This is a genomic window from Microbispora sp. CL1-1 (genome assembly GCF_012034195.1).
Lineage (GTDB): Bacteria > Actinomycetota > Actinomycetes > Streptosporangiales > Streptosporangiaceae > Microbispora.
Window position 1 is genome coordinate 36,573 of record NZ_JAATEK010000030.1, and the last position, 22,251, is coordinate 58,823.

At 72.9% G+C, this 22,251-nt stretch carries 19 protein-coding genes; 8 read left to right on the forward strand and 11 right to left on the reverse strand.

The window, feature by feature from the left end; all coding sequences use genetic code 11:
* Positions 1-16 precede the first annotated feature (16 nt).
* Positions 17-1,144: a phosphatidate cytidylyltransferase gene (locus tag HCK04_RS41450; RefSeq protein ID WP_221889987.1), complete on the forward strand. Its 1,128-nt coding sequence runs from the start codon at positions 17-19 to the stop codon at positions 1,142-1,144.
* 376 nt (positions 1,145-1,520) lie between these two features.
* Here the strand turns inward: HCK04_RS41450 and HCK04_RS28565 are convergent, their stop codons facing one another.
* Positions 1,521-2,555 (reverse strand): suppressor of fused domain protein, encoded by a 1,035-nt coding sequence (locus HCK04_RS28565; protein WP_142650474.1) that lies wholly within the window; start codon positions 2,553-2,555, stop codon positions 1,521-1,523.
* 104 nt (positions 2,556-2,659) lie between these two features.
* Here HCK04_RS28565 and rlmN point away from each other — a divergent pair, with 104 nt between their 5' ends.
* The gene (gene rlmN, locus HCK04_RS28570; protein WP_142623553.1) at positions 2,660-3,772 is read left to right on the forward strand and encodes a 23S rRNA (adenine(2503)-C(2))-methyltransferase RlmN; all 1,113 of its coding nucleotides are present in this window, start codon (positions 2,660-2,662) and stop codon (positions 3,770-3,772) included.
* A 126-nt stretch (positions 3,773-3,898) separates the two neighbouring features.
* On the opposite strand, the gene HCK04_RS28575 is transcribed toward rlmN, so the two are convergent.
* Positions 3,899-4,570, reverse strand: a complete 672-nt coding sequence (locus tag HCK04_RS28575) for a hypothetical protein (protein WP_142650475.1) — start codon at positions 4,568-4,570, stop codon at positions 3,899-3,901.
* Entirely contained in the window at positions 4,567-5,322 is a 756-nt protein-coding gene (locus HCK04_RS28580) for an ATP-binding cassette domain-containing protein (protein ID WP_142650476.1), read from the reverse strand. Before HCK04_RS28580 ends, HCK04_RS28575 begins: the two co-directional genes overlap by 4 nt.
* Positions 5,323-5,412: 90 nt before the next feature.
* On the opposite strand from HCK04_RS28580, the gene HCK04_RS28585 reads away from it, so the two are divergent.
* Positions 5,413-6,432: a DivIVA domain-containing protein gene (locus HCK04_RS28585; protein ID WP_142650477.1), complete on the forward strand. Its 1,020-nt coding sequence runs from the start codon at positions 5,413-5,415 to the stop codon at positions 6,430-6,432.
* A 25-nt stretch (positions 6,433-6,457) separates the two neighbouring features.
* Here HCK04_RS28585 and HCK04_RS28590 read toward each other — a convergent pair whose 3' ends face one another.
* From HCK04_RS28590 to HCK04_RS28620, 7 genes are all read right to left on the reverse strand, one after another.
* Positions 6,458-8,002: an FGGY-family carbohydrate kinase gene (locus HCK04_RS28590; RefSeq protein WP_142650478.1), complete on the reverse strand. Its 1,545-nt coding sequence runs from the start codon at positions 8,000-8,002 to the stop codon at positions 6,458-6,460.
* On the reverse strand, positions 7,999-9,675 hold the full coding sequence (locus tag HCK04_RS28595) for a glycerol-3-phosphate dehydrogenase/oxidase (RefSeq protein ID WP_142650479.1): 1,677 nt from the start codon (positions 9,673-9,675) through the stop codon (positions 7,999-8,001). Before HCK04_RS28595 ends, HCK04_RS28590 begins: the two co-directional genes overlap by 4 nt.
* Before the next feature lie 64 nt (positions 9,676-9,739).
* Complete coding sequence (gene lsrF / locus HCK04_RS28600; protein WP_142650480.1) at positions 9,740-10,627, reverse strand: 3-hydroxy-5-phosphonooxypentane-2,4-dione thiolase; 888 nt, start codon at positions 10,625-10,627, stop codon at positions 9,740-9,742.
* On the reverse strand, positions 10,620-11,645 hold the full coding sequence (locus tag HCK04_RS28605) for an ABC transporter permease (RefSeq protein ID WP_142650481.1): 1,026 nt from the start codon (positions 11,643-11,645) through the stop codon (positions 10,620-10,622). Before HCK04_RS28605 ends, lsrF begins: the two co-directional genes overlap by 8 nt.
* Complete coding sequence (locus HCK04_RS28610) at positions 11,642-12,601, reverse strand: ABC transporter permease (protein ID WP_142650482.1); 960 nt, start codon at positions 12,599-12,601, stop codon at positions 11,642-11,644. Before HCK04_RS28610 ends, HCK04_RS28605 begins: the two co-directional genes overlap by 4 nt.
* Entirely contained in the window at positions 12,601-14,112 is a 1,512-nt protein-coding gene (locus tag HCK04_RS28615; protein ID WP_142650483.1) for a sugar ABC transporter ATP-binding protein, read from the reverse strand. Before HCK04_RS28615 ends, HCK04_RS28610 begins: the two co-directional genes overlap by 1 nt.
* A 48-nt stretch (positions 14,113-14,160) precedes the next feature.
* The gene (locus tag HCK04_RS28620) at positions 14,161-15,282 is read right to left on the reverse strand and encodes an ABC transporter substrate-binding protein (RefSeq protein WP_142650484.1); all 1,122 of its coding nucleotides are present in this window, start codon (positions 15,280-15,282) and stop codon (positions 14,161-14,163) included.
* A gap of 247 nt (positions 15,283-15,529) precedes the next feature.
* On the opposite strand from HCK04_RS28620, the gene HCK04_RS28625 reads away from it, so the two are divergent.
* Positions 15,530-16,267 (forward strand): GntR family transcriptional regulator, encoded by a 738-nt coding sequence (locus HCK04_RS28625; RefSeq protein WP_142650521.1) that lies wholly within the window; start codon positions 15,530-15,532, stop codon positions 16,265-16,267.
* A 12-nt stretch (positions 16,268-16,279) separates the two neighbouring features.
* Here HCK04_RS28625 and HCK04_RS28630 read toward each other — a convergent pair whose 3' ends face one another.
* Positions 16,280-17,737, reverse strand: coding sequence for a PucR family transcriptional regulator (locus HCK04_RS28630; protein ID WP_142650485.1), 1,458 nt, complete (start codon positions 17,735-17,737; stop codon positions 16,280-16,282).
* A 95-nt stretch (positions 17,738-17,832) separates the two neighbouring features.
* On the opposite strand from HCK04_RS28630, the gene HCK04_RS28635 reads away from it, so the two are divergent.
* Genes HCK04_RS28635 through speB form a run of 4 tightly spaced genes read left to right on the forward strand, consistent with a single transcriptional unit; the run spans position 17,833 to position 22,249 of the window.
* Positions 17,833-19,260 (forward strand): cytosine permease, encoded by a 1,428-nt coding sequence (locus HCK04_RS28635; RefSeq protein ID WP_142650486.1) that lies wholly within the window; start codon positions 17,833-17,835, stop codon positions 19,258-19,260.
* Between the two features lie 33 nt (positions 19,261-19,293).
* On the forward strand, positions 19,294-20,484 hold the full coding sequence (locus HCK04_RS28640; protein ID WP_142650487.1) for a Zn-dependent alcohol dehydrogenase: 1,191 nt from the start codon (positions 19,294-19,296) through the stop codon (positions 20,482-20,484).
* Positions 20,481-21,308, forward strand: a complete 828-nt coding sequence (locus HCK04_RS28645; RefSeq protein WP_205830817.1) for a nitrilase-related carbon-nitrogen hydrolase — start codon at positions 20,481-20,483, stop codon at positions 21,306-21,308. Before HCK04_RS28640 ends, HCK04_RS28645 begins: the two co-directional genes overlap by 4 nt.
* Positions 21,305-22,249 carry an agmatinase gene (gene speB, locus HCK04_RS28650; protein WP_142650489.1) on the forward strand — a complete coding sequence of 315 codons (945 nt, stop codon included), beginning with the start codon at positions 21,305-21,307 and terminating at the stop codon, positions 22,247-22,249. Before HCK04_RS28645 ends, speB begins: the two co-directional genes overlap by 4 nt.
* Positions 22,250-22,251 lie beyond the last annotated feature (2 nt).

Sequence of the window (22,251 nt, forward strand, 5' to 3'; positions counted from 1 at the left end):
TAGAGAGTGGGACGCTGTGGACGGAACCGCTGCCGCCGGCGACCGGAATCCGGCGGGGAGCCCGGCAGGGAACCCGGTCGGGGGCCCGGCGGGCACTTCCGATGCCGGACACGGCGCCGAGGCGGGTGGTCGCAGCGGCGCCGATCAGGCGTCCGCGCCGAACGGCCTCGGCCGTGGCGGTGCGGGCCGTGACGCCGGTCAGGGCGGCAGGACCGAACCCGGCACCGGTTCCGCCGCCGATTCCGCTGCCGGGGCAGGCCGGGCCGCCACGTCGAACGGCCTCGCGGACCCACCGGGCACCGGCGCGTCCGGCGATCCCGCCAAGAAGCCCTCGGGCCGTACGGGCCGCAACCTCCCGGCGGCGGTGGGGGTCGGCGTCGCGCTCGGCGCGGCGGTCATCGCCTCGCTCTACACCGTGAAGGCCGCCTTCCTCGTCGTCGTCCTGCTGGCCGTCGGCGTCGGCATCCACGAGCTCGTCAAGGCGTTCGGGGAGTTCGGCATCCGGGTGCCGCTGCCGCCCCTGCTGGCCGGCATGGCGGCCATGGCGGTCGGGCCGTTCTGGGGCGGCACGTCGTTCCTGGTCGGCGCGTTCGGCGTGACCGTGATGGTGCTGCTGGCCTGGCGCATGTTCCAGGGCGCGGAAGGCTTCGTCAGGGACGCGACCGCCGCGGTGTTCGTCGCGGTCTACCCGGCGCTTCTCGCGGGGTTCGTGCCGTTGCTGCTGGCCCCCGAGGACGGGCCCGATCGCGTGATCGTCTTCATCGCGGTCACCGTGTGCAGCGACATCGGCGGATACTTCGCCGGGATCTTCTTCGGCAAGCACCGGATGTCGCCGCTCATCAGCCCGAAGAAGACCTGGGAGGGCTTCGCCGGGTCCACCCTCGCCTGCGTCGTGGGCGGTGCGTTACTGGTTCACTTCCTGCTGCAGGGTGAGTATTGGGAAGGCGCCGTCGTCGGCCTGGCGGGAGTCGTCTGCGCGACGCTCGGCGACCTGGTCGAGTCGGTGATCAAGCGGGACATCGGCATCAAGGACATGGGCACGCTGCTGCCCGGCCACGGCGGGGCGATGGACCGCCTCGACTCGCTGCTGTTCACGCTCGTCCCCGTGTGGCTGCTGCTCACGCTCCTGGTCCCGGTCGCCTGACAGCCCGGTCCGCCGGCAGCCGAGTCCGCGGACGCCCCGGTCGTCTGACCGCGCGACCTGCCGACAGCCCGGCCCGCTGACTGCTTGGCCTGGTGACGGCCGTGCCCGCTGACGTCCCGGTCGCCTTGACGGCGCGACCTGCCGACAGCCCGGCCCGCTGACTGCTTGGCCTGGTGACGGCCGTGCCCGCTGACGTCCCGGTCGCCTTGACGGCGCGACCTGCCGACAGCCCGGCCCGCTGACTGCTTGGCCTGGTGACGGCCGTGCCCCCTGAACGTCTCGGACCGCTGATGCCCGGGTCCGCTGCCGGTCCGACCCGCTGCCGGTCCGACCCATTGGCGGCTCGATGCGTGTTCCGGCCCAGCGTGCGGACGCGTCAGATCCGGCTCGTCAGCGCCAGTCGCTCACTGATCACCCGATGGCCGTGATCGGCCACGAGGCGGAGCTCCGACTCGTTGAGCGGAAGCAGCCACAGCCACCGTACGGCGTCGCCGCCGAACATGAATCCCGACATGTCGGGTAGCCCGGGCGGGTCCATCAGCATGAGCACCCCCTGGTGCCCGCCGTCCAGCGGAAACGTGGCCGGATCCTGGAACCAGCGGGCCGTGTGCCCATGCCCCAGCCAGGTGACCGACCGCCACGGATACTGCCCCAGCCAGGCGAACAGCCGTGCGGCGGCCCTCGGATCCTGCCTGGTCGCCAGCGCGAGTTCCACCCGGCACGCCGTGTCGTACATCTCCGCGGCGGGCATCCGCTGGCAGCTCATGCCGACGGTGGACAGCACGGTGTAGTCCCGGGTGAACGTCGGCGGGCGCTCGCTGACGCCCACCAGCGGGAACCGGTCGCCGGAGACGTCCCAATAACGGCCGGGCGGCCCGAGCCTGCTGTCCAGGTGCCCGAGCACGAACTGCTGGTAGGTGGCCCAGCTGCCCTCCGCCTGCCGCCACTGCCAGTACGCGCGGGCCTTGGCCACGCGGGGAGACAGGCCCTCCAGCGCCTCGCCCAGCGGCCAGGCGAACGGCGACTCCCCGACGGCGTCCCGCGCGTACCCGGGCAGGCCGTGCTCCAGGTCGGCCCACGCCGGAATGACCGCCAGGAGCGCGTCGTTCTCGTACAGGGCGACGCCGTCGCCCTCCTCGAACCACAGCACCGACAGCGACTCCGCGTCCAGGGGCGGGCGGCCCGAGGGGTGCGCGGTGTGCGCCTCGGGCATCACCGGCGGCAGCCCTGCCCCGGCGCGGCCCGCATCGGCCTCGGCGGGCGCCGGGACGTGGTTGGCCAGCCAGACCGCTCCGTGGACGATCCCCTTCGCGTCACGAAGGTAAGCTACGGAGGAGGTCCGGTCGGCTTCGATCGTCAGTGTGCGGCTCCCGTAGGGGTTGGTGCTGGTGAGCACGACAGTGGTGTCCACACCTCACCTCTCGTACGCCTCCGGGATTCGACCGCCAGACAGAATGTAAAGCCGCGTGCGCCGGTCGTTAAGACCACGGCCGCGGATGATGGAAAGGGTTTTGCGTGAGCGAGCAGCCGAAGACCGGGCAGCTGACCTTCGTGGCGCCCCGCAGGGCCAAGCCGCAGCGCCACCTCGCCGACCTGACCATGGCCGAGCGCCGGGCGGCCGTGGCGGAGCTGGGGGAGAAGCCGTTCCGCGCCGACCAGCTCTCCCGCCACTACTTCACCCGGCTGACCGGCTCTCCCGAGCAGATGACCGACCTGCCGGGCGCGCTGCGCGAGCGGCTGGTCGAGCAGCTCATGCCCCCACTGCTGACCTCCGTACGCGAGATCACCTGTGACGACGGCATGACGCGCAAGACGCTGTGGAAGCTGTTCGACGGCTCGCTGGTCGAGTCGGTCCTGATGCGTTATCCCGACCGCGTCACCATGTGCGTCTCCTCCCAGGCCGGATGCGGCATGAACTGCCCGTTCTGCGCGACGGGGCAGGCCGGGCTCACCCGCAACATGTCCACGGCCGAGATCGTCGAGCAGGTCGTCGCGGGCGCCCGGGCGCTGGCGCGCGGCGAGGTTCCGGGCGGTCCCGGCCGGGTGACCAACGTGGTCTTCATGGGCATGGGCGAGCCGATGGCCAACTACAAGGCCGTCATCGGCGCCGTACGCCGCCTGGTCGACCCCGCGCCGGAGGGCCTGGGCATCTCGGCGCGCGGGATCACGGTCTCGACGGTCGGCCTGGTGCCCGCGATCGGCAAGCTCGCCGACGAGGGCCTGCCGGTGACGCTCGCCGTCTCCCTGCACGCCCCGGACGACGAGCTCAGGGACACGCTCGTGCCGATCAACACCCGGTGGAAGGTCGCCGAGGTGCTCGACGCGGCCTGGAGCTACGCGGCCAAGACCAAGCGGCGCGTGTCCATCGAGTATGCCCTGATCAAGGACATCAACGACCAGGAGTGGCGGGCCGACCTGCTCGGCCGCCTGCTCAAGGGCAAGCTCGTGCACGTCAACCTGATCCCGCTCAACCCCACGCCCGGCTCGAAGTGGACCGCTTCGCGTCCCGAGGACGAGCGGGCGTTCGTACGCCGCCTGGAGTCCCACGGCGTCGCCGTCACCGTACGGGACACCCGGGGGCGGGAGATCGACGGGGCGTGCGGGCAGCTCGCCGCGGCGCCCCAATAAGGCGCGGCACCCGCGTCCCGATACCCGCGTCCCGATACCCGCGTCCCGAGACCGCGCTCCGACGATCGGTGCCTTGGTGTCCGGCACCCTGACGACCGGCACCTCGGCGACCGGCGTGGTGGTGCCTCAGGGGCGTGTGCGGCGCAGCCACGTGTAGGCCGCCAGGCCGATCGCGGGCCACAGCAGCGACTGTGCGGTGATCAGGGGCAGCCCGGACAGCAGCACCCCGTGATGGGCGTCCCGCATCCAGCCCATGACCGGCACGGTGAGCCAGCGGGCCCCGGCCATGCTGAGCACCAGCATCGACAGGTAGCCGAGGATCAGGGCGATCGTGGACACCGCCGGGGAGGGCAGGATCGGGCGGCTCGTCAGCGCTCCGAGCGTGAGGCCCGCCGCCGCGGACAGCAGATGCAGCCACACGCCCACCAGCAGCACGGTGAGGGTGGGGGAGCCGGCGAGGCGGAGGAGCAGCGCGGCCTCGCCGATCGCCGCCAGGACGAGCAGCGACGCGTACGCCGCCAGAAGGCCGCCGGCCAGTTCCTTCGCGCCCAGGGCCGAGATGGCGACGCTGCGCTGCTCGTCGGGCTCGGTGTCGAGCAGGCCGCGCGCGGCCCAGGCGAGCACCGGCACGAGCATGGCCGCCGAGTCCGCGGTGGCCGCGATCTCCTGCCCGGCGGGAATGGGGCTCGCGTAGAGGATCGCGAGCAGTGCCAGCAGCGCGATCAGCGGTTGCAACGCCCGGTGTGAGGCGACGTAGCCGGCCAGGCGGAACCTCGCCAGCGCCATCACGGCGGTCATCCGGCGACCTCCCGGGTGGCGCGGGCCGTGATGTTCACCGTGCAGCCCTCGGCACGCAGACGGTCGGCCAGGTCCTGCGCCTTCGACGCGGCCACCGCCACCTCCAGCACGGTCAGGGCCGGCTCCCCGGTGCCCTCGATCGGATCGATCGGATCGAGTTCCCGTAGGGCCCGGTCGCGGACCTCGCAGCGGCGCAGGCCGGGGAAGGAACGCAGATCGCCCTGGTGGTCGCTCATCACGACGATGCCGCCGCGCGCGCTGATCTCCCCGATGATCCGGGGGAGCTCGGCCCGGGTGGCGGCGTCGAGACCGGCGAAGGGCTCGTCGAGCACGAGCAGCCCCGGCTCGGCGAGCAGCGCCTGCGCGAGGCCCACCTTGTGGGCGCTGCCCTTGGACAGGTCGGGCAGACGCTGCCCGAGCAGATGGTCCATGCCCAGCCGCTCGCTCCACCGGCCGATCGACTCCGTGCCCACCCGCCGGACCGCCGCCATGTGCCGCAGGTAGGCGGCCACGGTGAACGGCTGGTCGGCGGGGAACCGCTCTGGGGCGTACCCGACGACCCGGGGGCGGTCCTCGACGCTTCCGCGCGTGGGCCGGAGCAGCCCGGCGACCAGCCGCAGGAGGGTGGACTTGCCGGTGCCGTTGGGCCCGGTGACCTCGACCACGTCGCCCGCGTCCAGGACCAGACCGGCGTCGGAGAGGATCCAGGGGGCGCGCCGTCCGTACCGGAAGGAGAGGCTGGCGATCCGCATAGTCATTTGAGCCTATCCGGATTGTTCCTCCCCGCGTGCGGACATCGGGCGATCTTTGGGTCTCGCCTTTTTGTTCGGAGTCCCGTCAGAATGGACGGGCTTGAGCAACGGGCAGGGAGGTGTGGTGTGAACCGCTTTCCCCGTGTCATGGCCGTGCGTTTGGGCTACGACCCCGCGCAAGTCGACGAATTCGTGCGCAGGATCGAGCGGACGCTCGGCCTCGGTCCGCTCGATGGGCCGCCCGTGACCGCCGACGAGATCAGGAATGCCAGGTTCGCCGTCAAGCGCAAGGGTTACAACGAGACGGCCGTGGACTTCGCGCTCGACGCGTTCATCGTGGCGGTCGAGGCCAGAGGAGACCGGGACACCGCTACACCCGCACCGAAGCCGCCCACCACTCCGGCCGTGCCACCGCCGACCGCCCCCGTATCAAAGCCGCCGCTCACCGCCCCGGCCGTGCCAGCGCCGCCCGCAGCCTCGGGGGCCACCGGCTCCGGATCCGCTGCCCCGGAGGCCTCCGACGAAGAGTTCGCACCGGCCGTCCGGTGGCCCGCCGGACAGGCCGCTGCCGGAACGTCCCGGTCCGCCGCGTCCGCCCCCGCGTCCGCCGACGTGTCCCGGCCCACCGGGGCCTCCGGGCCCGTCGGGCAGGCCGCTGCCGGAACGTCCCGGTCCGCCGCCTCCGCCGCCGTGTCCCGGCCCACTGCCGCCCCGGCCTCGGCGGCCCCGCTACGCCGTACGCCTGCCGAGGACCGCGCACGCCCGCAGACGCCCTCCGCGAAGGCCGCCGTGGGCGCCGGCCGTGAGGAGAGGACGGGCACGCTCCCGCCGGAGCCGGGCTCCCCGAGCTGGCTGGAGACGCAGGCGGCGCGGGTGGAGCGGGTGGCCTTCCGCCCCGGGCGGCTCGGCATGGGCTACCGGGAGGAGGAGGTCGACGACTTCCTCGACCGGATCGTGGCGACGCTGCGCGGGACGGCGGCCGAGCCGCTCACGGCGGAGCAGGTCAGGAAGGCGACGTTCGCGACCGTGGTGTTCCGGCCCGGCTACGCGGTCGGTGAGGTGGACGGCTTCCTCGCCGACATGGCGAACGTGCTGGAGCGCCGCCCCTGAGGCGACTCGCAAAGCTCGTGGCCTGTCAGCGGCCGGTGGGAGCCGGTTCGAACCCCGCCGTGCGATACCGCTCGACCTCCGACCATGCGGCGGACATCCCGGCCAGGCACCGGTCGAACACCTCCGCCTGCCGGACGTATGCCTCGCGGGCGGGACCGGGGCGGACGCACAGGTCGTCGGTGTCGCTGACCGACCACGGCACGTCGCTGTGCCCGAGCGCGGCGGGCAGCAGCGAGGCGACCCCGCGTGCGCCGAGTTCGCTGGTGAGCTGACGGCGGACGGGACGGCCGAGCACGTCGGCGAAGATCTGCGCCCAGACCTCCGACCGTGCGCCGCCCCCAGCCAGCCGCCAGGGACGGTCGCCCACGTCGGCCCCGCTGGCCAGGACGCGGTCGAGCTGCACCCGGTGATACTGCGCGACCCCCTCGATGACCGCACGGGTGAGATGCCCGCGACGGTGTACGGCGGAGATGCCGAGGAAGGTCCCTGAGGCCGCCGGGTGCTCGGGGGCGCCGTTGACGAACGGCAGGAACAGCAGCCCGTCCGCGCCCGGCGCCACCGTCGCCGTCTCGGCCAGCAGGTCCGCCGCCGGAACGCCGGTGGTCGCCCGGTGCGGCACCGACGCGGTGCTCAGCCAGTCGAGGTTGGCGGCCGACGTGGGGGCGACCTCCATGGCGAGCATCGTTCCCGAGTCGGGCATCAGCGCGCTGAGCGTGACCTCGGGCGCGGGGGTGGCGGCGGGGACGACGACCCCGTTGATGGCCCAGGTGCCCACGATGATCGTCACGTCGCCCGGCGCCCGGCCGCCCGCGCCCAGAGTGGCGGCCACGCAGTCCATGCAGCCCGCGATCACGGGCAGCCCCTCCGGCAGTCCGGTCAGCTCCGCGACCCGCGCGCTGAGTCCGGCCACGACCTGCCCGGACTCGCGTAGCGGCGGGAAGCGGTCGAGGTCGCCGGCCGGAAGCCCCACCAGTTCGAGCGCCGTCGGCGTGTATTCGCGGGTGTCCAGCGCCACCATGCCGAACGCGCTCGCGTCGCTGTAGTCGGCGCTCGGCACGCCGGTGAGCTGCGAGGTCACCCAGTCCTTGCATGACAGCGCCCACCGGGTCGCGGCGTACGCCTCGGGGTCGGCGTCGTGCATCCAGCGCAGGAGCACGGACGGCTGGGCCGCCCAGGGGATGGAGCCGGTCTCGGCGGCCAGGCGGCGGGCGGCCTGCGGCTCGATCGCGTCCACGATGTGCTGGGCCCGGCTGTCCGACGACGCGATGGCAGGTCCGACCGGCCGCAGCGACGCGTCGACCGGGTAGAGCCCGTTGCCGTGCGCGGCCACGCCGATGCCGGCCGGCGCGTACCCGTCGGCGGCGAGTTTGCCCGCGAGGTCGCCGAGCAGTGACACGACGGTGCCGGCCAGCCCGGTCATGTCCACGTCGTGCCGGTGGGCGGTCACGCTGGTGCGGGGAGTGCGGGCGTGCACCACCCCCACCTCGCGTCCCTCGGTGTCGAACGCGGCGGCCTTCGACGCGGTCAGGCCGACGTCGACCCCGACGTAACACGTGGCCAGGTTCGTCATGGTCTCCTCCCGTCGTTGTCCATGCCTGCGCCCGCGCCTCCACCCGCCGCGGCGGCCAGCGCCCGGGGACGGTGGCGCCGCAGTTCGTTCTCGTAGGCGGCCACCTCGGCGCGGGCCCGCCCCTCGTCCCAGCCGAGGTGGCGTACGGCGACGTCGGCGCAGGTCGCGGCGCTGGAAAGGCCCATGTCGCCGTTGAGCCCGACAAGGATACGTCGCAGCATGACGTCGGCCAGGGTGACCGCGCCCTCCTCGCATACGGCCATGACGACCTCGGCGGCCAGGGCGCCGGTCTCCCTGTCGACGACCTCGGCGAGCGAGGGGTTCTCTGCCGCCAGGTCGAGCACCCGGCGGGCGCGCACGCCGTAGAGCTGCAGCAGCCTGCGGGAGGACGCACCGTCCAGCGGCGACTCACGCAGGAAGTCGCGCACGAACTCCGGCCAGTCCGAGGTGTCCGCGCCGGGGAACGGCCGGGTCCGGGTGACGCACGGGCGCGGCCGCTTGCCGAGCACGCGCAGCACCTCGTCGGTCACGTCCTCCGCGAGCGCCCGGTGGGTCGTGAGCTTGCCGCCGATGACCGTTAGCAGGCCCCGGTAGGCGGGCGCGTGGTTGAGCACGGTGTGTCCACGGCTGATCTTGGCGTTGTCCGACACCCCGGCCGTGTACGGCAGGGGCCGGATCCCGGCGACGCTCCACAGCACGTCGGCGGGTGTGAGGTTCGCCTGCGGGAAGATCCGGTTGGTCTCGGCGAGCAGGTAGTCGATCTCGGCGTCGCCGGCCACCACCTCGTCCAGGTCGCCCTCGTAGGTGAGGTCGGTGCTGCCGAGCATGTAGCGGCCCTGCCAGGGGAAGACGAAGATGGGCCGGCCGTCGGCCGCCGCCTCGAAGAAGATGCAGGTGTCGGGGGCTCCGGGGAACGGGTCGAGGACGACGTGGCTGCCCTTGGTGCCGCCGTTCAGCCGCCGGCTCTCGATCTGCCCGTCGAGGATCCGGTCGATCCACGGCCCGGCGGCGTTGACGGTGACGGCGGCCCGGATCTCCCCGCGCTCCCCGGACCGCACGTCCTCGGTGTGAAGGCCGGCGACCCGGTCGCTCTCGACGATCAGTCCGGTGACGGAGGTGTAGGTGAGGACGCGCGCGCCCAGGCGGCGGGCGTCGAGGAGCAGTTCGACGCAGAGCCGCTCCGCCCACGGCACCTGCGCGTCGTGGAACAGCGCCGCCCCGCGCAGGCCCTCGCGTGACAGGGTGGGCCACCGGCGGGCCACCGTGCGGACCGGTACGCCGCGGCTGAGCCCGCGTCCCCGGCCCAGGGCCATCGTGTCGAACGCCAGCAGGCCGAGCCGGATCAGCGCTCCCGGCCGGGTGTTCCCCTCGTAGAAGGGGATCAGCATCGGGTAGTCGCGGATGAGGTGGGGCGCGGTGCGGAACAGCAGGTGCCGCTCCCGGATGGATTCGTGCACGAGCGTGAAGTCGTAGCGCTCGAGATACTTGAGGCCGCCGTGGATCAGCCGGCTGGAGGTGCTCGACGTGCCCGAGCCCACGTCGGCGCGGTCGACGACGACGACGCGCAGGCCGCGTGCGGCGGCGTCCCGGGCGATGGCGAGCCCGTTGATGCCGGCTCCGATGACGGCGAGATCGACGACGTCGGTCTCACCGAAGGGGACGTGTTGCGACATGGGTGGCTCCCGGAGGGTGACGGGCGCGGGTCCGCGGGCGGACCCGCGCCGGAGAAGGATCGGACTAGGCGGCGGAGCCGCGCGCCCTCTCCTTGTAGATCTCGTACGCCTCCTCGGGCTTGAGCCCGTCGTGCACGACCGCGCGGACCGCGGCGAGCATGCCGGCGGGGCTGTCGCTCTGGAAGATGTTGCGGCCCATGTCGACGCCGGCGGCGCCCTCCTGGATCGACCGGTAGGCCATCGTCAGGGCGTCGATCTCGGGCAGCTTCTTGCCCCCCGCGACGATGATCGGCACCGGGCAGCTCGCGGTGACGGTCTCGAAGCCCTCCTCGACGTAGTACGTCTTGACGATGTGGGCGCCCATCTCGGCGCTGATCCGGGTCGCGAGGCGGAAGTAGCGGGCGTCGCGGACCATGTCCTTGCCGACGGCGGTGACGCCGAGCACGGCGACGCCGTGCCGCTGACCGGCGTCCACGAGCGCGGCCAGGTTGGCGACCGACCGCGACTCGTGCTCGCCGCCGATGAACACCTGGATGGCGACGGCGGCGGCGTTGAGGCGCAGCGCGTCCTCCATGTCGAGCGCGATGTGCTCGTCGGACAGCTCGCGCAGGATGCTCGGGCCGCCGCTGGCGCGCAGCACGATCCCGGCGTCGGTGGTCGCGGGGATGCTGGTGCGCAGCGCGCCGCGGGTCATCATGATCGCGTCGGCGTCCGGGACGAGCGGGGCGATCCGGGTGTCGAGGCGCTCCAGCCCGGCCATCGGGCCCACGAAGTAGCCGTGGTCGAACGCCAGCATGACCGTGCGCCCGGTGTCCGGCCGGAAGATGCGCGACAGGCGGTTGCGCAGGCCCCAGTCCTGCCCGTGCGCGCCCTTGACGTGGAAGCCGCTCGCCGCGGGCCCGGCGGACGTCCCGAAGTCGCGGGCGTCGAGCAGGCCGTCGGTGTCAGCCATCAGTGTCGTCTCCTGTACTAGTGGTGGTGGCGGTCGCGGTGCGCGATCGCCGTCTGAACAGAGATGCCGTACGGTCGCCTCCACCGGCGAGGAAGAGGACGAAGAGCACCAGGCCGCCCTTGAGCAGGTTCTGCGCCGCGGTGCTCCAGCCGACGAGGTTGACCAGTCCGTCAAGCAGGATGAAGAAGACGGACGCGCCCCACACGCCCACCGGGACCGCGCGACCGCCGGAGATGAGCGTGCCGCCGATGACCACAACGGCCACGGAGTCGAGCAGGTAGCGGGTGCCGAGATCGGCCGAGGGCGCGATGTAGGCGGCGAGCAGCGCGCCGGTCAGCCCGGCCAGCGCCCCGCTGAGCAGGTAGGTCGCCCCGATGATCCGGGCGACCGGGATGCCGGCCCGCTCGGCCGCCCGGCGGCTCTGGCCCACCGCGATCAGCGACCGGCCGTAGACCGTGCGGCGCAGCAGCGCAACGACGAGCACGGTCAGCACCGCGATCGCGAGCGCGAGGAGCGGGATGCCGACAGGGCGCAGGTTGAGCGCCGAGCGCAGACCGGGGTCTGGCACGGCGGTGAAGCCGTTGGCCGTCGACAGCGTGATCGACGAGGCGACGAGCCCCGCGGCCAGCGTGGCGATGATCGGGGGGACGGACAGGCCAAGGATGGCCACGGCGCTGACCGCCGCGACGAGGACGCCGACGCCGATCCCCGAGAGGATCCCCACGGCCGCGGAGCCGGTCGCGGAGGCCGCCGCCACCGAGACGAACCCGGCGAGCGAGATGACCGACCCCACCGACACGTCGATGTTGCCGGGGCCCGCGCTGATGACCAGCATCTGCCCAAGCCCGACGATGACGAGGTACGGCGCGAGCGACAGGGCGAGGGAGACGGTCTGCCCGCCGCCCTGGCCCGAGATGGCCAGGATCACCAGCCACACGAGCGCGGCGGAGGCGAAGCCCCAAATCCAGGGGGCACCGTTCCAGGGGCCGCTCCACTGGCGGGTCACGCGGATGTTCATCGCAACACCTTCCCCACGACGACGCGGCCCGCGAGCACGGCCAGGACGATCACGCCTTGCACGGCGGACTGCATGTCGGATCGGACGTCGAGCAGGCTGAGAACCACGCTGACCAGCCCCAGCGTCACTCCGCCGATCGCGGCGCCCCACGGCACGGCGTTGCCGCCGGAGAAGGAGCCCCCGCCGAGGATCACCGCGGCCACGGTTGTGAGCGTGTAGCTGGAGGCCGACGACACGTCTCCGCCGCCGGTCTGGGAGGCCAGGACGAGGCCGGACAGCACGCCGAGCGCGCCCGCCGTCGCGTAGGCGACGACGCGGGACGTGAGCGGCCGCAGGCCGGCCCGCCGCAGCGCGACCGGGTTGCTGCCCAGACCGCGCATCCGCACGCCTGCGGCGCTGCGTGCGGTGAGCAGGTAGACCACCAGCGCGACGACCAGGATCGGCAGCAGCGGCGCCGGGAAGCCCGCGGGTTGCCATGCGCCGAACGACGCCAGCCACCCGGGGGTCATGCCGCCCGGCGTCGGCAGCAGGAACAGGCCGAGCCCGAGCCAGACGAACGAGGCGCCGAGGGTCGCGATCAGCGCCGGCACCTCGCGCAGGTGGATGAGCAGGCCGAGCACGGCGTACGCCGCGACCAGCCCGATCAGGACGAGCACGCCGAGGAGAGGGGACGACACCAGCAGGGTGGCGGAGACCACCGTGATCAGGCCGACGAAGTTGCCGATCCCGAGGTCGATGTCGCCGACGGCCATGAGCGTCATCTGCGCCTGCGTGGCGATCACCAGCGGGACGGTCGCGGACAGGACCAGCGTGAGGCCCTCCACGGTCAGCACACCCGGCTGGAGCGACGAGCAGACGCAGAGCATCGCGACCAGGGCGACGGCGCTGACCGCGGCCGGGGCCGAGCGGCGCATCCGCGCGCGGTCGGGCAGCGCCGGGGCGAGAAGCTGGGCCATCAGTCGTTTCCTCCGTCCTCGTTGAAGGAGACGGCGATGATGCGTTCCTCGGAGATCTCCTCGCCGGTCAGTTCGGCCACGATCCGGCCGGCACGGAAGACGTAAACCCGGTCGCAGTGGGCCATCTCGGCGTTCTCGCTGGAGTACCAGACGATGCTCCGGCCCTTCGCCGCCTCATCCCTGATGAGGCGGTACAGATCGGTCTTGGTGTGCACGTCCACGCCCCGGAACGGGTCGTCGAGCAGCACGAGCCCGGAGGCGGAGGCGAAGGCGCGGGCGACGATGACCTTCTGCTGGTTGCCGCCGCTCAGCTCGGTGATCCCGGCCTCCGCGCCGCCCCTGATGGCGAGGCGCTTCACCCAGTCACCGACCACCGCGCGCTCCTCGGCCGGGCGGCGCAGCCCCCGGCGGGCGATGCCGCGCAGCGCGGTCACGATCAGGTTGTCGCCCACGCTCCACAGGGGCAGGACGCCCGAGCGTTGCCGGTCGCCCGGCACGTACGCCCGCGTCACGTTCACCGTGGTGTCGCGCCGCACCGGTCGCCACAGGCGTTCGAGCACTTCCTGCTGGCCCTGGCCGGCCAGCCCGGCGAGGCCCACGACCTCGCCCTTGCCGACCCGCAGGGTGACCTCCCGCAGGCCGGGTCCGATGGCGCCGCGCAGCTCGGCCACCGTCTCCCGCGCCGCGGCCCCGGCGGCGGCCGTCCGTGTGCCGGTCGCCGAGGGAGCGGCGACGTGGGCGCCCATCAGCTCGAGGACGTCCGGCTCGCCGAGCCCGGCGGCCGGCCGTTCCGCGGTGACCGCACCGTCGCGCAGCACGGCCACCCGGTCGGCCACCGAGAGGACCTCGCGGATGCGGTGCGAGATGAGCAGCACGGCGGTGCCGGCCCCGGTCAGCCTGCGCACGTAGGCGTACAGCGACCGGGCGGCGTCCGGGCCGAGCGACTCGGTGGGTTCGTCGAGGATCAGCAGGTCGAGCCGGTCCACCAGGCAGGCCCGGGCGATCTCCACCATCTGGCGCCGGGCCAGCGACAGGTCCTCAACCCGGTCACGCGGGGAGACGCCGTGGCCGGGAAACATCTCGTCGAGGCGGCGGCGCACCGCGTCGCTCGCCGCCCGCCGCCACCGCAGGCGGGGCAGGCAGTGCCGCGAGGACACCCACATGTTCTCCGCCACGGTGAGGTCGGGGCACAGTGACGTCTCCTGGTAGGCCATCCGCACCGACCGGAAGTCCCCGGCGGAGGCCTTCCTCCCGTGCACGAGGACCGTGCCCGTGTCGCAGGCCTCCAGCCCGGCGAGCACGCGCATGAGCGTGCTCTTGCCCGCGCCGTTGTGACCGACCAGCCCGAGCACCTCGCCCGCGCGGACCTCCAGGTCCACGCCCGTCAGGGCCCGGGTGCGCCCGTACGCCTTGGTCACGCCCCTGGCAGTGACGACGGGCGGCCGGGCGGCCGGTCCGGTGCCCGTCTGCGGCGGCGCCGTGCCGCCGGCCGGGAGATTGTCGACGTGCATGCCCGGTCTCCTCCGTCTCCTCCGTGCCGTGGTCGTTGCGAAGCCGGGTCAGCTCGCGGCCGACGGGATCGGCGGCTGGATCGGCTTGCCGCCGGTCTTCACGGCCTCCACCTGCTGCCGGAACAGCTCCCGGGTCCACGGCCAGGCGGCGTACTCGTCGGGCTTGAGCACCGAGGCCCAGGCGTCGCGGTCCTTCTGCTCGATCAGGACGATCGGGAAGGTCATCTGCTTGGGCACGTCCTTGCCGTCGAGCAGGTCCAGGGCCTCCCAGAGCGCGGCGACCGACTGGCCGGGGTCGGACATGACCGCGACCGAGCCGTTGTCGATCTTGTTGTCCCGCCAGTAGCTCAGCGCGCGGCCGTTGGTCTCGAAGTCGACCGCGGGCACGGGCTTGCCCGCCGTGGCGAACGCCTGGGCCACGCCGTAGCCGTCGCCGCAGCCGATGACGCCGTCGACCTTCGGCACGCTGGACAGCACGCCGAGCACGGCCTTCTGCGCGGTGGCGCCGTCGCACATGCCGGTGACCGTCGCCACGGTCTTCACCCCGGGGTAGCCCGCGAGGATCTTCTTGGTCGTGTCGAGCATCTCGGCCTCGGGCTGGGAGCCGACCACGCCGCGGCTCACGATGACCGAGCCCTTGCCGCCGATGCCTTCGAGCAGCGGCTTGGCGGCGTACGTCGCCCAGTCCACGAAGCTGTTCTGCAGCACGTGGGCGCAGGGCGCGTCGATGGCGGAGTCGAAGACCACGACCTTGACGCCGGCCGTACAGGCCTGCTGGATCACCGGCTGCAGCGCGGTGGGCGAGGCGGGGTCGATGAGCAGCGCGTCGGGCTTCTGCAGCAGCAGGCTCTTGATCTGGGCGACCTGCTCGGTCGCCGAGTTCTCGCCCGGCGCGTTCACGACCTTGTACTTGCCGATCAGCCCGTCGGCCTTGGCCTGCTCGGCGGCGGCCTCGAACTTGGCGATCATCGTCTGCCGCCAGCCGTTGCCGATGAAGCCGTTGCTCAGTGCGATGAAGGGCTTGTCACCGCCGCCGCCCGCGGTCCCGCCAGCGGCGTCCGCGGTGGCGCTACCGGAGCCGGAGCCGCAGCCCGCGGCCAGTACGGCGAAAGCGGAGATCGCCGCGGCGGAGGCGGCGCGCCAGGACCGGCGTGTGGGACGCATGTGCATGGTGTCTCCAGACAGAGCGGGTTCGCGAGGGGGGAGAGTCGGCGTCAAGGCTTCGCTCGATCGACCTGTCATTACAGGCCTGTAGTGACAAGCAAACTAGGCGGGCGTTACGGGCCTGTCAAGAGCGTGTTTTCGGTCGCCTCGGACCGCCAGTGACGATTAATCTTGGTAACAGCCGGGCCAACTTGTAGTTACAGGTTCGAGTGGGGCATCCTGCTGCGGTGCCGCCGAGGAGGTTCCCGTGACGATGACCTATCCGCCTCTCAACCGCGACGGGGCGGAACCGCTGTGGATGCAGCTCATGCGGGCGTTGCGCGCGGAGATCGAGAGCGGCGTGCGCGGGCCCGATCAGCCGCTGCCGTCCGAGGCCGAGCTGAGCGACCTGTTCGGCGTCTCCCGCACGGTCGTCAGGGAGGCGCTGCGTGAGCTGGTCCAGCAACGCCTGATCTACAAGGTAAAGGGCAAGGGAGCCTTCGTCGCGCCCCGCAAGACCGAGCTGAGGTTCGTCGGATCGATGTCAGGGTCGGCCGACGACCTGCGGGAGTCGGGGCGCCGGGTGACCACGCAGACCGTCCGCCAGGCGCTCGGCGAGGCCGACGAGCGGGAGGCCGCGCTCCTGCGCATACCGCTGGGGGAGCAGGTCGTCCGGCTGCGCAGGCTCCGCCGGGTCGACGGCCAGCCGTGGCTGCTCGTCGACACCGCCCTGCCCGCCCGGCTCGTCCCCGGGCTCGAACGCGCCATCATGGAGAACCAGTCGCTGTACGACGTGCTGCGCCGCCGGTATGGCATCGAGCCCGCCGCGGCCGACCGCTGGATCGAGGCGGTCTTCCCCAACCGGGAGGACGCGGCCCTGCTCGAGGTGTCCACCTCGACGCCTCTGCTCGGCATCGAGTCGGTCGCGTGGCTGGAGGACAACACCAGGTTCGAGGCGTACTACGCCCTCCACCGAAGCGACCAGACGCGCTTCTACGTCGGCATCCGCTGACCTGCCGGGCGTTCAGACCCGGCCGAGCTGTCCCGCGGCGCGGAGGGCCAGCCACACCTCGGCGAAGTCGCCCGTCGCCGACAGGTCGCGCCCGGTGAGCGCCCCGAACCGGCGCAGCCGGTACGCCAGCGTGTTGGGGTGCACGTGCAGGGCCCGCGCGGCGTCGTCGACGCGGCGGTCACGCTCCATCCAGGTCCGCACCGACGCGACCAGTTCGGATCCGTGCTCGGCGTCATACCGCAGGACGTCACCGAGCACGTGCTCGACGAGGGCGGTCAGCACGCCCACGTCGGCGGGCAGCCACCGGCCGGTGGTGTCCGCGCCGTAGGCGACCAGCGGCCGGCCCGACTCGGCGGCGCGGGAGGCCGCCCACAGCGCCTCGCGCTGGGCGACCCGCAGCGACGATCCGGGTGCGATAGCGCGGCTGACACCGGCCGCGATCCCGGGCACCGCCTCCAGCTCCGCCGTGTCGGCGTCCGCCGCCGTCAGCACGTACAGGTCGCTCTGCCGGCGGAGCATGAGGTGCGGATGCTCGCCGAGCGCCTGTACGACGGCTTCGTCGGCGGCGTCGCGCACCACGAGCAGCACGACGTCGCGGTCGGCCGCCAGGCCCGCCAGGGCGAGCCTGCGCCGCGCGGTCTCCGGGTCGAGCACGTCCTGCAGCAGCTCGGCCAGCGTCTCCGCGCCCTGCCGCCGCAGCGTCTCGCGTTCGCTGCGCACCATGGCCACCCGCAGGGCGGCGACGGTCGCGATGTGCTGGACGACGGCGAGCCCGGCGGGCCTGGCGCCCTCCCGCTCGAAGGCGACCAGGAACCCGGCGGGACCGCCGGGAGCGGGGACGGGGAGCGCGAATCCGCCGGGGATCGTCGGCGGGGCCTCCAGCGAGGCGGGCAGGCGTACGCCCGGCGGGGGCGCCGGCACGCCGGGCAGCAGCGGGCGGCCCTGCGGCGTGGTCAGGTAGATGTCGTAGCCCGACAGCCGTTCGAGCCGCCGGAACAGTCCGGCCGTGTCCAGGCTCTCCGAGGCGAGCCAGCGCAGCGCGCCGAACACCTGGAGCTGTGCCCCGAGCCGCTGCCGGGCGTCCGCCTGCACCGCGGCCGCGACCTCCTGGGCGATGGCGATGAACGGCACGGCCAGCGGCACCTCAAGCACGGGGAATCCGCGGTCCTCGGCGGCGTCGAGGAAGGCTCGGCGCAGCGGGGGGACGTGCAGGCCCGCGCTGAGCGCGAGCGCGGCCACCCCGGCGTCGTCGAGCCGTTCCAGGTACGCGCGCTGGGCGGCGGCCGCGCGCGGCACTCCGATGCCGGTGGTCATGATGACCTCGGCTCCGAGCAGCCAGGGCGTGGGGTCCTCCAGCTCGCTGACGTGGGCCCACGACACCGACCTGCCGAGTCCGCGCTCGCCCGCCAGCACTTTCAGCTGCAGCGCGGGGGAGCGCACCAGGTCTTCCACCGTGTTGTGCCCGTCCACAACGTCCAGCCTATTTCCGGTGATTGACCCAATTGTTCTGATTTGGGGCCGTTAGGCACACTCAAGCCATCTCCCCCCCCGACCTGGAGGAATGTATGACGACGGCTGCCCCCTCCGCCTCGCCCGGCGCCATCGAGGTCCGTTCGATCGACTACGTCCCGGAGGGCGAGCGGCACGGCAAGGTCTGGCACCAGGGCCCGTTCTGGTTCTGCGGCAACTTCCAGCCGTACACCGTCGCGATCGGTTTCGTCGGCCCGGCGATGGGGCTGCCGCTCGGCTGGACCTCGCTGGCGAGCACGCTCGGCATCCTGTTCGGCACCTTCTTCATGGCCTTCCACGCCTCGCAGGGCCCCTGGCTCGGGCTGCCCCAGATGGTGCAGTCGCGGGCCCAGCTCGGATATCGCGGCGTCATCCTGGCACTCGCCGGCACGCTCTTCACGTACGTCGGCTTCAACGTCATCGACACGGTTATCATCGACAACGGCCTCAACGCGGTGTTCGGCTGGGGCAAGCCGGTGATCGGGCTCGTCATCACCGTGGTGGCCGCGGTGCTGGCCATCTACGGCTACGACTGGCTCCACCGGGCGTTCCAGGTGCTGTTCTGGATCTCGCTGCCGCTGTGGCTCGTGCTGACCGCCGTCATCCTGTTCGGGGGCGCGGGCGGGCAGGCGGCCCCTTCCTCCGGCGGCTTCACCTGGGTCGCCTTCATGGTCCAGTTCGCGGTCGCGGCCTCGTACAACATCACCTACGCGCCGTACGTCTCGGACTACTCGCGCTATCTGCCCCGGCGCACCAAGACCTCGCACATCGTGTGGTCGGTCTTCTGCGGCGCCTCGGCCTCGCCGCTGTGGCTGATCCCGATCGGTGCGTGGATGGCCACCCGGCTCGGCGTCACCGACACGCTCGTCGGCATCCACGACGCGGGCGAGAACGTGTTCACCGGCCTCGGCAGCGTGCTCACGGTAGTGTCCGTGCTCGTGCTGGTCGCGACCATGGGCCTCAACGCCTACAGCGGCATGCTGACCGTCGTCACCGCCGTCGACACCCTGCGGCCGGTGCGGCCGACCCGCTCGATCAGGATCGTCACCGTCGTCGTGCTGGCCGTGGTGTGGGCACTCGTGGGGATGCTGCTCATCGGCGACTTCTCCACCGCCTTCACCAACGTGCAGCTGATCATGCTGTACGTGCTCGTGCCGTGGACGGCCGTCAACCTGGTCGACTACTTCTTCGTACGGCGCGGCCACTACGCGATCACGCACCTTTTCCGCAAGGACGGCATCTACGGCATGTGGGCGTGGCGCGGGCTGGTCTCCTACCTGCTTGGCCTGGCCGCGATGGTTCCCTTCGTGGTGCTCAGCTTCTTCACCGGCCCGGTGGCCGAGGCCATGGGCGGCGTCGACATCGCGTTCGCCGTCGGGCTGATCGTCGGCGGCGGCGTCTACCTGCTGCTGTGCCGCACGCTCGACGTCTCGTCCGAGGAGGGCGTCGTCGCGGCCAGCGAGCGCGAGCTCGCCGCGTCCTGAACCCCGCCGGATGTCGTCCGAGGAAGGAATCACATGACCGTCACCAACGCGGCCGTCCTCGTGCCGGGGCAGGGCCTGCGAAGCCGGGTGTTGCGCCTGGCCGACCCCCGGGACGACCAGGTCCTCGTCCGTATCGAGGCGAGCGGCGTCTGCCACTCCGACCTGCACGTCCTCGACGGGGACTGGCCGGTCGAGGAGCCGATCGTCCTGGGACACGAGGGCGCGGGCGTGGTCGAGGCCGTCGGCCCTGCCGTACGCGACGTCAGGCCCGGCGACCACGTCGTGCTGTCGTGGTTCGCGCCGTGCCGCCGCTGCGAGGCGTGCGCAGCCGGCCGTGCCTGGCTGTGCTCGAACACCAAGGCCGTGTCCAACACGCTGCCGGACGGCTCGACCCCGCTGTCCGACGAGGACGGCACGCCCGTGCTGCCCTTCCTCGGGCTCGGCACGTTCTCCGAATATGCCATGGTGCCCGAGACCGCCGCGATCGTCGTTCCGGACGAGGTGCCGTTCCCGGTGGGGGCGCTGATCGGGTGCGCCGTGACGACCGGGGTCGGGGCCGCAGTGCACACGGCGGGGGTGCGGCCGGGCGAGTCGGCCGTCGTCATCGGCTGCGGAGGCGTCGGGCAGGCGGTCGTGCTCGGCCTCGGCCTGGCCGGCGCCCAGCCGGTCGTCGCCGTCGACCTGTCGGACCGGCGGCTCGGCCTTGCCCGGGAGCTCGGCGCCACGCACACCCTGCGCGGCGACGACCCGGCGCTGGCGGAGAAGGTGCTGGAGATCACCGGCGGGGCGCATCACGCGTTCGAGGCCATCGGCCGGGCCGCCACGATCGAGGCGCTGCCCGGGCTGCTGCGCGCGGGAGGCAACGCGGTGCTCGTCGGCATGACCGCGCTCGGCACACGGGTCTCCTTCGACCCGTTCGACCTCGCCGACCAGGGCAAGAACATCCTCGGCTGCAACTACGGCTCCAGCGTGCCCGCGGTCGACTTCCCCCGGCTGGCGAGCCTCTACCTGTCCGGGCGCCTGCCGCTCGACCGGCTGGTCGGCGCCGAGGCCGGGCTCGCCGGCCTGCCCGCGGCCTTCGCCGACCTGCGCGCCGGCACCGGCCTGCGCACGGTCGTACGGCCGGGGGCGCCCGCGGGGACGTCCGCGGGGACGTCCGCGGGGACGGACACATGGACGGACACAGGGGCGAACGCGGGGACGAACGAGGGGGTGCGGTCGTGACGCGGGTCGCGGTGGCGCAGCTCCCGCTGCGGGTGGGCGAGCCGGAGGCGAACCGCGCCGCCGCCGAGGCGGCGATCAGGGAGGCGGCCGAGGCCGGCGCCCGGCTGGTGGTGCTGCCCGAGCTGGTCAACAGCGGCTACGTCTTCACCGGAGCCGAGGAGGCCAGGAGTCTCGCCGAGCCCGCCGACGGCCCCACCGTGACCGGATGGCGGCGGCTGGCCCGCGACCACGACCTCGTGATCGTCGGCGGGTTCTGCGAGCTGGACGGCGGTGCCGTACGCAACAGTCAGGTCATGGTCGACGCCACCGGCACCAGGGCCGTCTATCGCAAGGCCCACCTGTGGCACGACGAGCAGGACGTGTTCGTCCCCGGCGACGAGCCGGCCCCGGTCGTCGGGACCACGCTCGGCCGGATCGGCATGATGGTCTGCTATGACCTGGAGTTCCCCGAGTGGGTGCGGTCCGTGGGCCTCGCGGGGGCCGACCTGCTCGCCGTCTCCACCAACTGGCCCGCCTCGCCCGTCCCCGAAGGGGAGCGCCCGGTGCTGGTCGCCTTCGCCCAGATCGCCGCGGCGGCCAACCGCATGTTCGTCGCCGTGGCCGACAGGTGCGGGGTGGAGCGCGGCGTCGGCTGGGTCTGCGGCACCTCCCTGATCGGTCCCGACGGCTATCCCCTGGCGGGCCCCGTGCTGCGGGACGGGCCCGCCGTGCTGGTCGCCGACTGCGATCTCGCGCACGCGCGGGACAAGGCCACCGGCCCCCGCAACGACGTCCATCGTGACCGGCGGACCGACCTCTACTGGAAGGAAGAGCGCACGCCATGACAGAGCCCCGGGGACCCGTCGACTCCTCCCGGATCCCTCGATTCGCCGGACCGGCCACGTTCGCGCGGCTGCCGCGGCTGGACGAGGTCGGGCACGCCGACGTCGCGGTGGTGGGCGTCCCGTTCGACGGCGGGGTCTCCTACCGCCCGGGCGCCCGGTTCGGCCCTGCGGCCGTCCGGGAGGCCAGCCGCCTGCTCCGGCCGTACCATCCGGGCCTGGACGTCTCGCCGTTCGCCACGGTCCAGGTGGCGGACGCGGGCGACATCGCGTGCAACCCGTTCGACATCCGCGAGGCCGTCGAGACGGTGGAGGAGTCCGCCTCCGGGCTCATGGACGGCGGCGCGAAGCTCGTCACCATCGGCGGCGACCACACGATCGCGCTGCCGCTGCTGCGCGCGGCCGCCCGGCGGCACGGCCCGGTCGCGCTGCTGCACTTCGACGCGCACCTCGACACCTGGGACACCTACTTCGGGGCCGAGTACACGCACGGCACGCCGTTCCGCCGTGCGGTCGAGGAGGGCATCCTCGACACCGAGGCGGTCTGCCACGTCGGCACCCGCGGCCCGCTGTACGGCAAGGAGGACCTGGAGGACGACCGGCGCCTCGGCTTCGGCATCGTGACCAGCGCCGACGTGATGCGCCGGGGCGTGGACGAGATCGCCGACGCGCTGCGGCAGCGCATCGGCGGCCGGCCGCTCTATCTGTCGATCGACATCGACGTGCTCGACCCGGCGCACGCGCCCGGCACCGGCACCCCCGAGGCGGGCGGCCTGACCAGCCGGGAGCTGCTGGAGATCCTGCGCGGCCTGGCCGGCTGCGACATCGTCGGCGCGGACGTGGTCGAGGTCGCCCCGGCGTACGACCACGCGGAGATCACCTCGGTCGCGGCCTCCCACGTGGCCTACGATCTGATCGGCCTGCTCGCGCTGGGGAAGGCCTGACG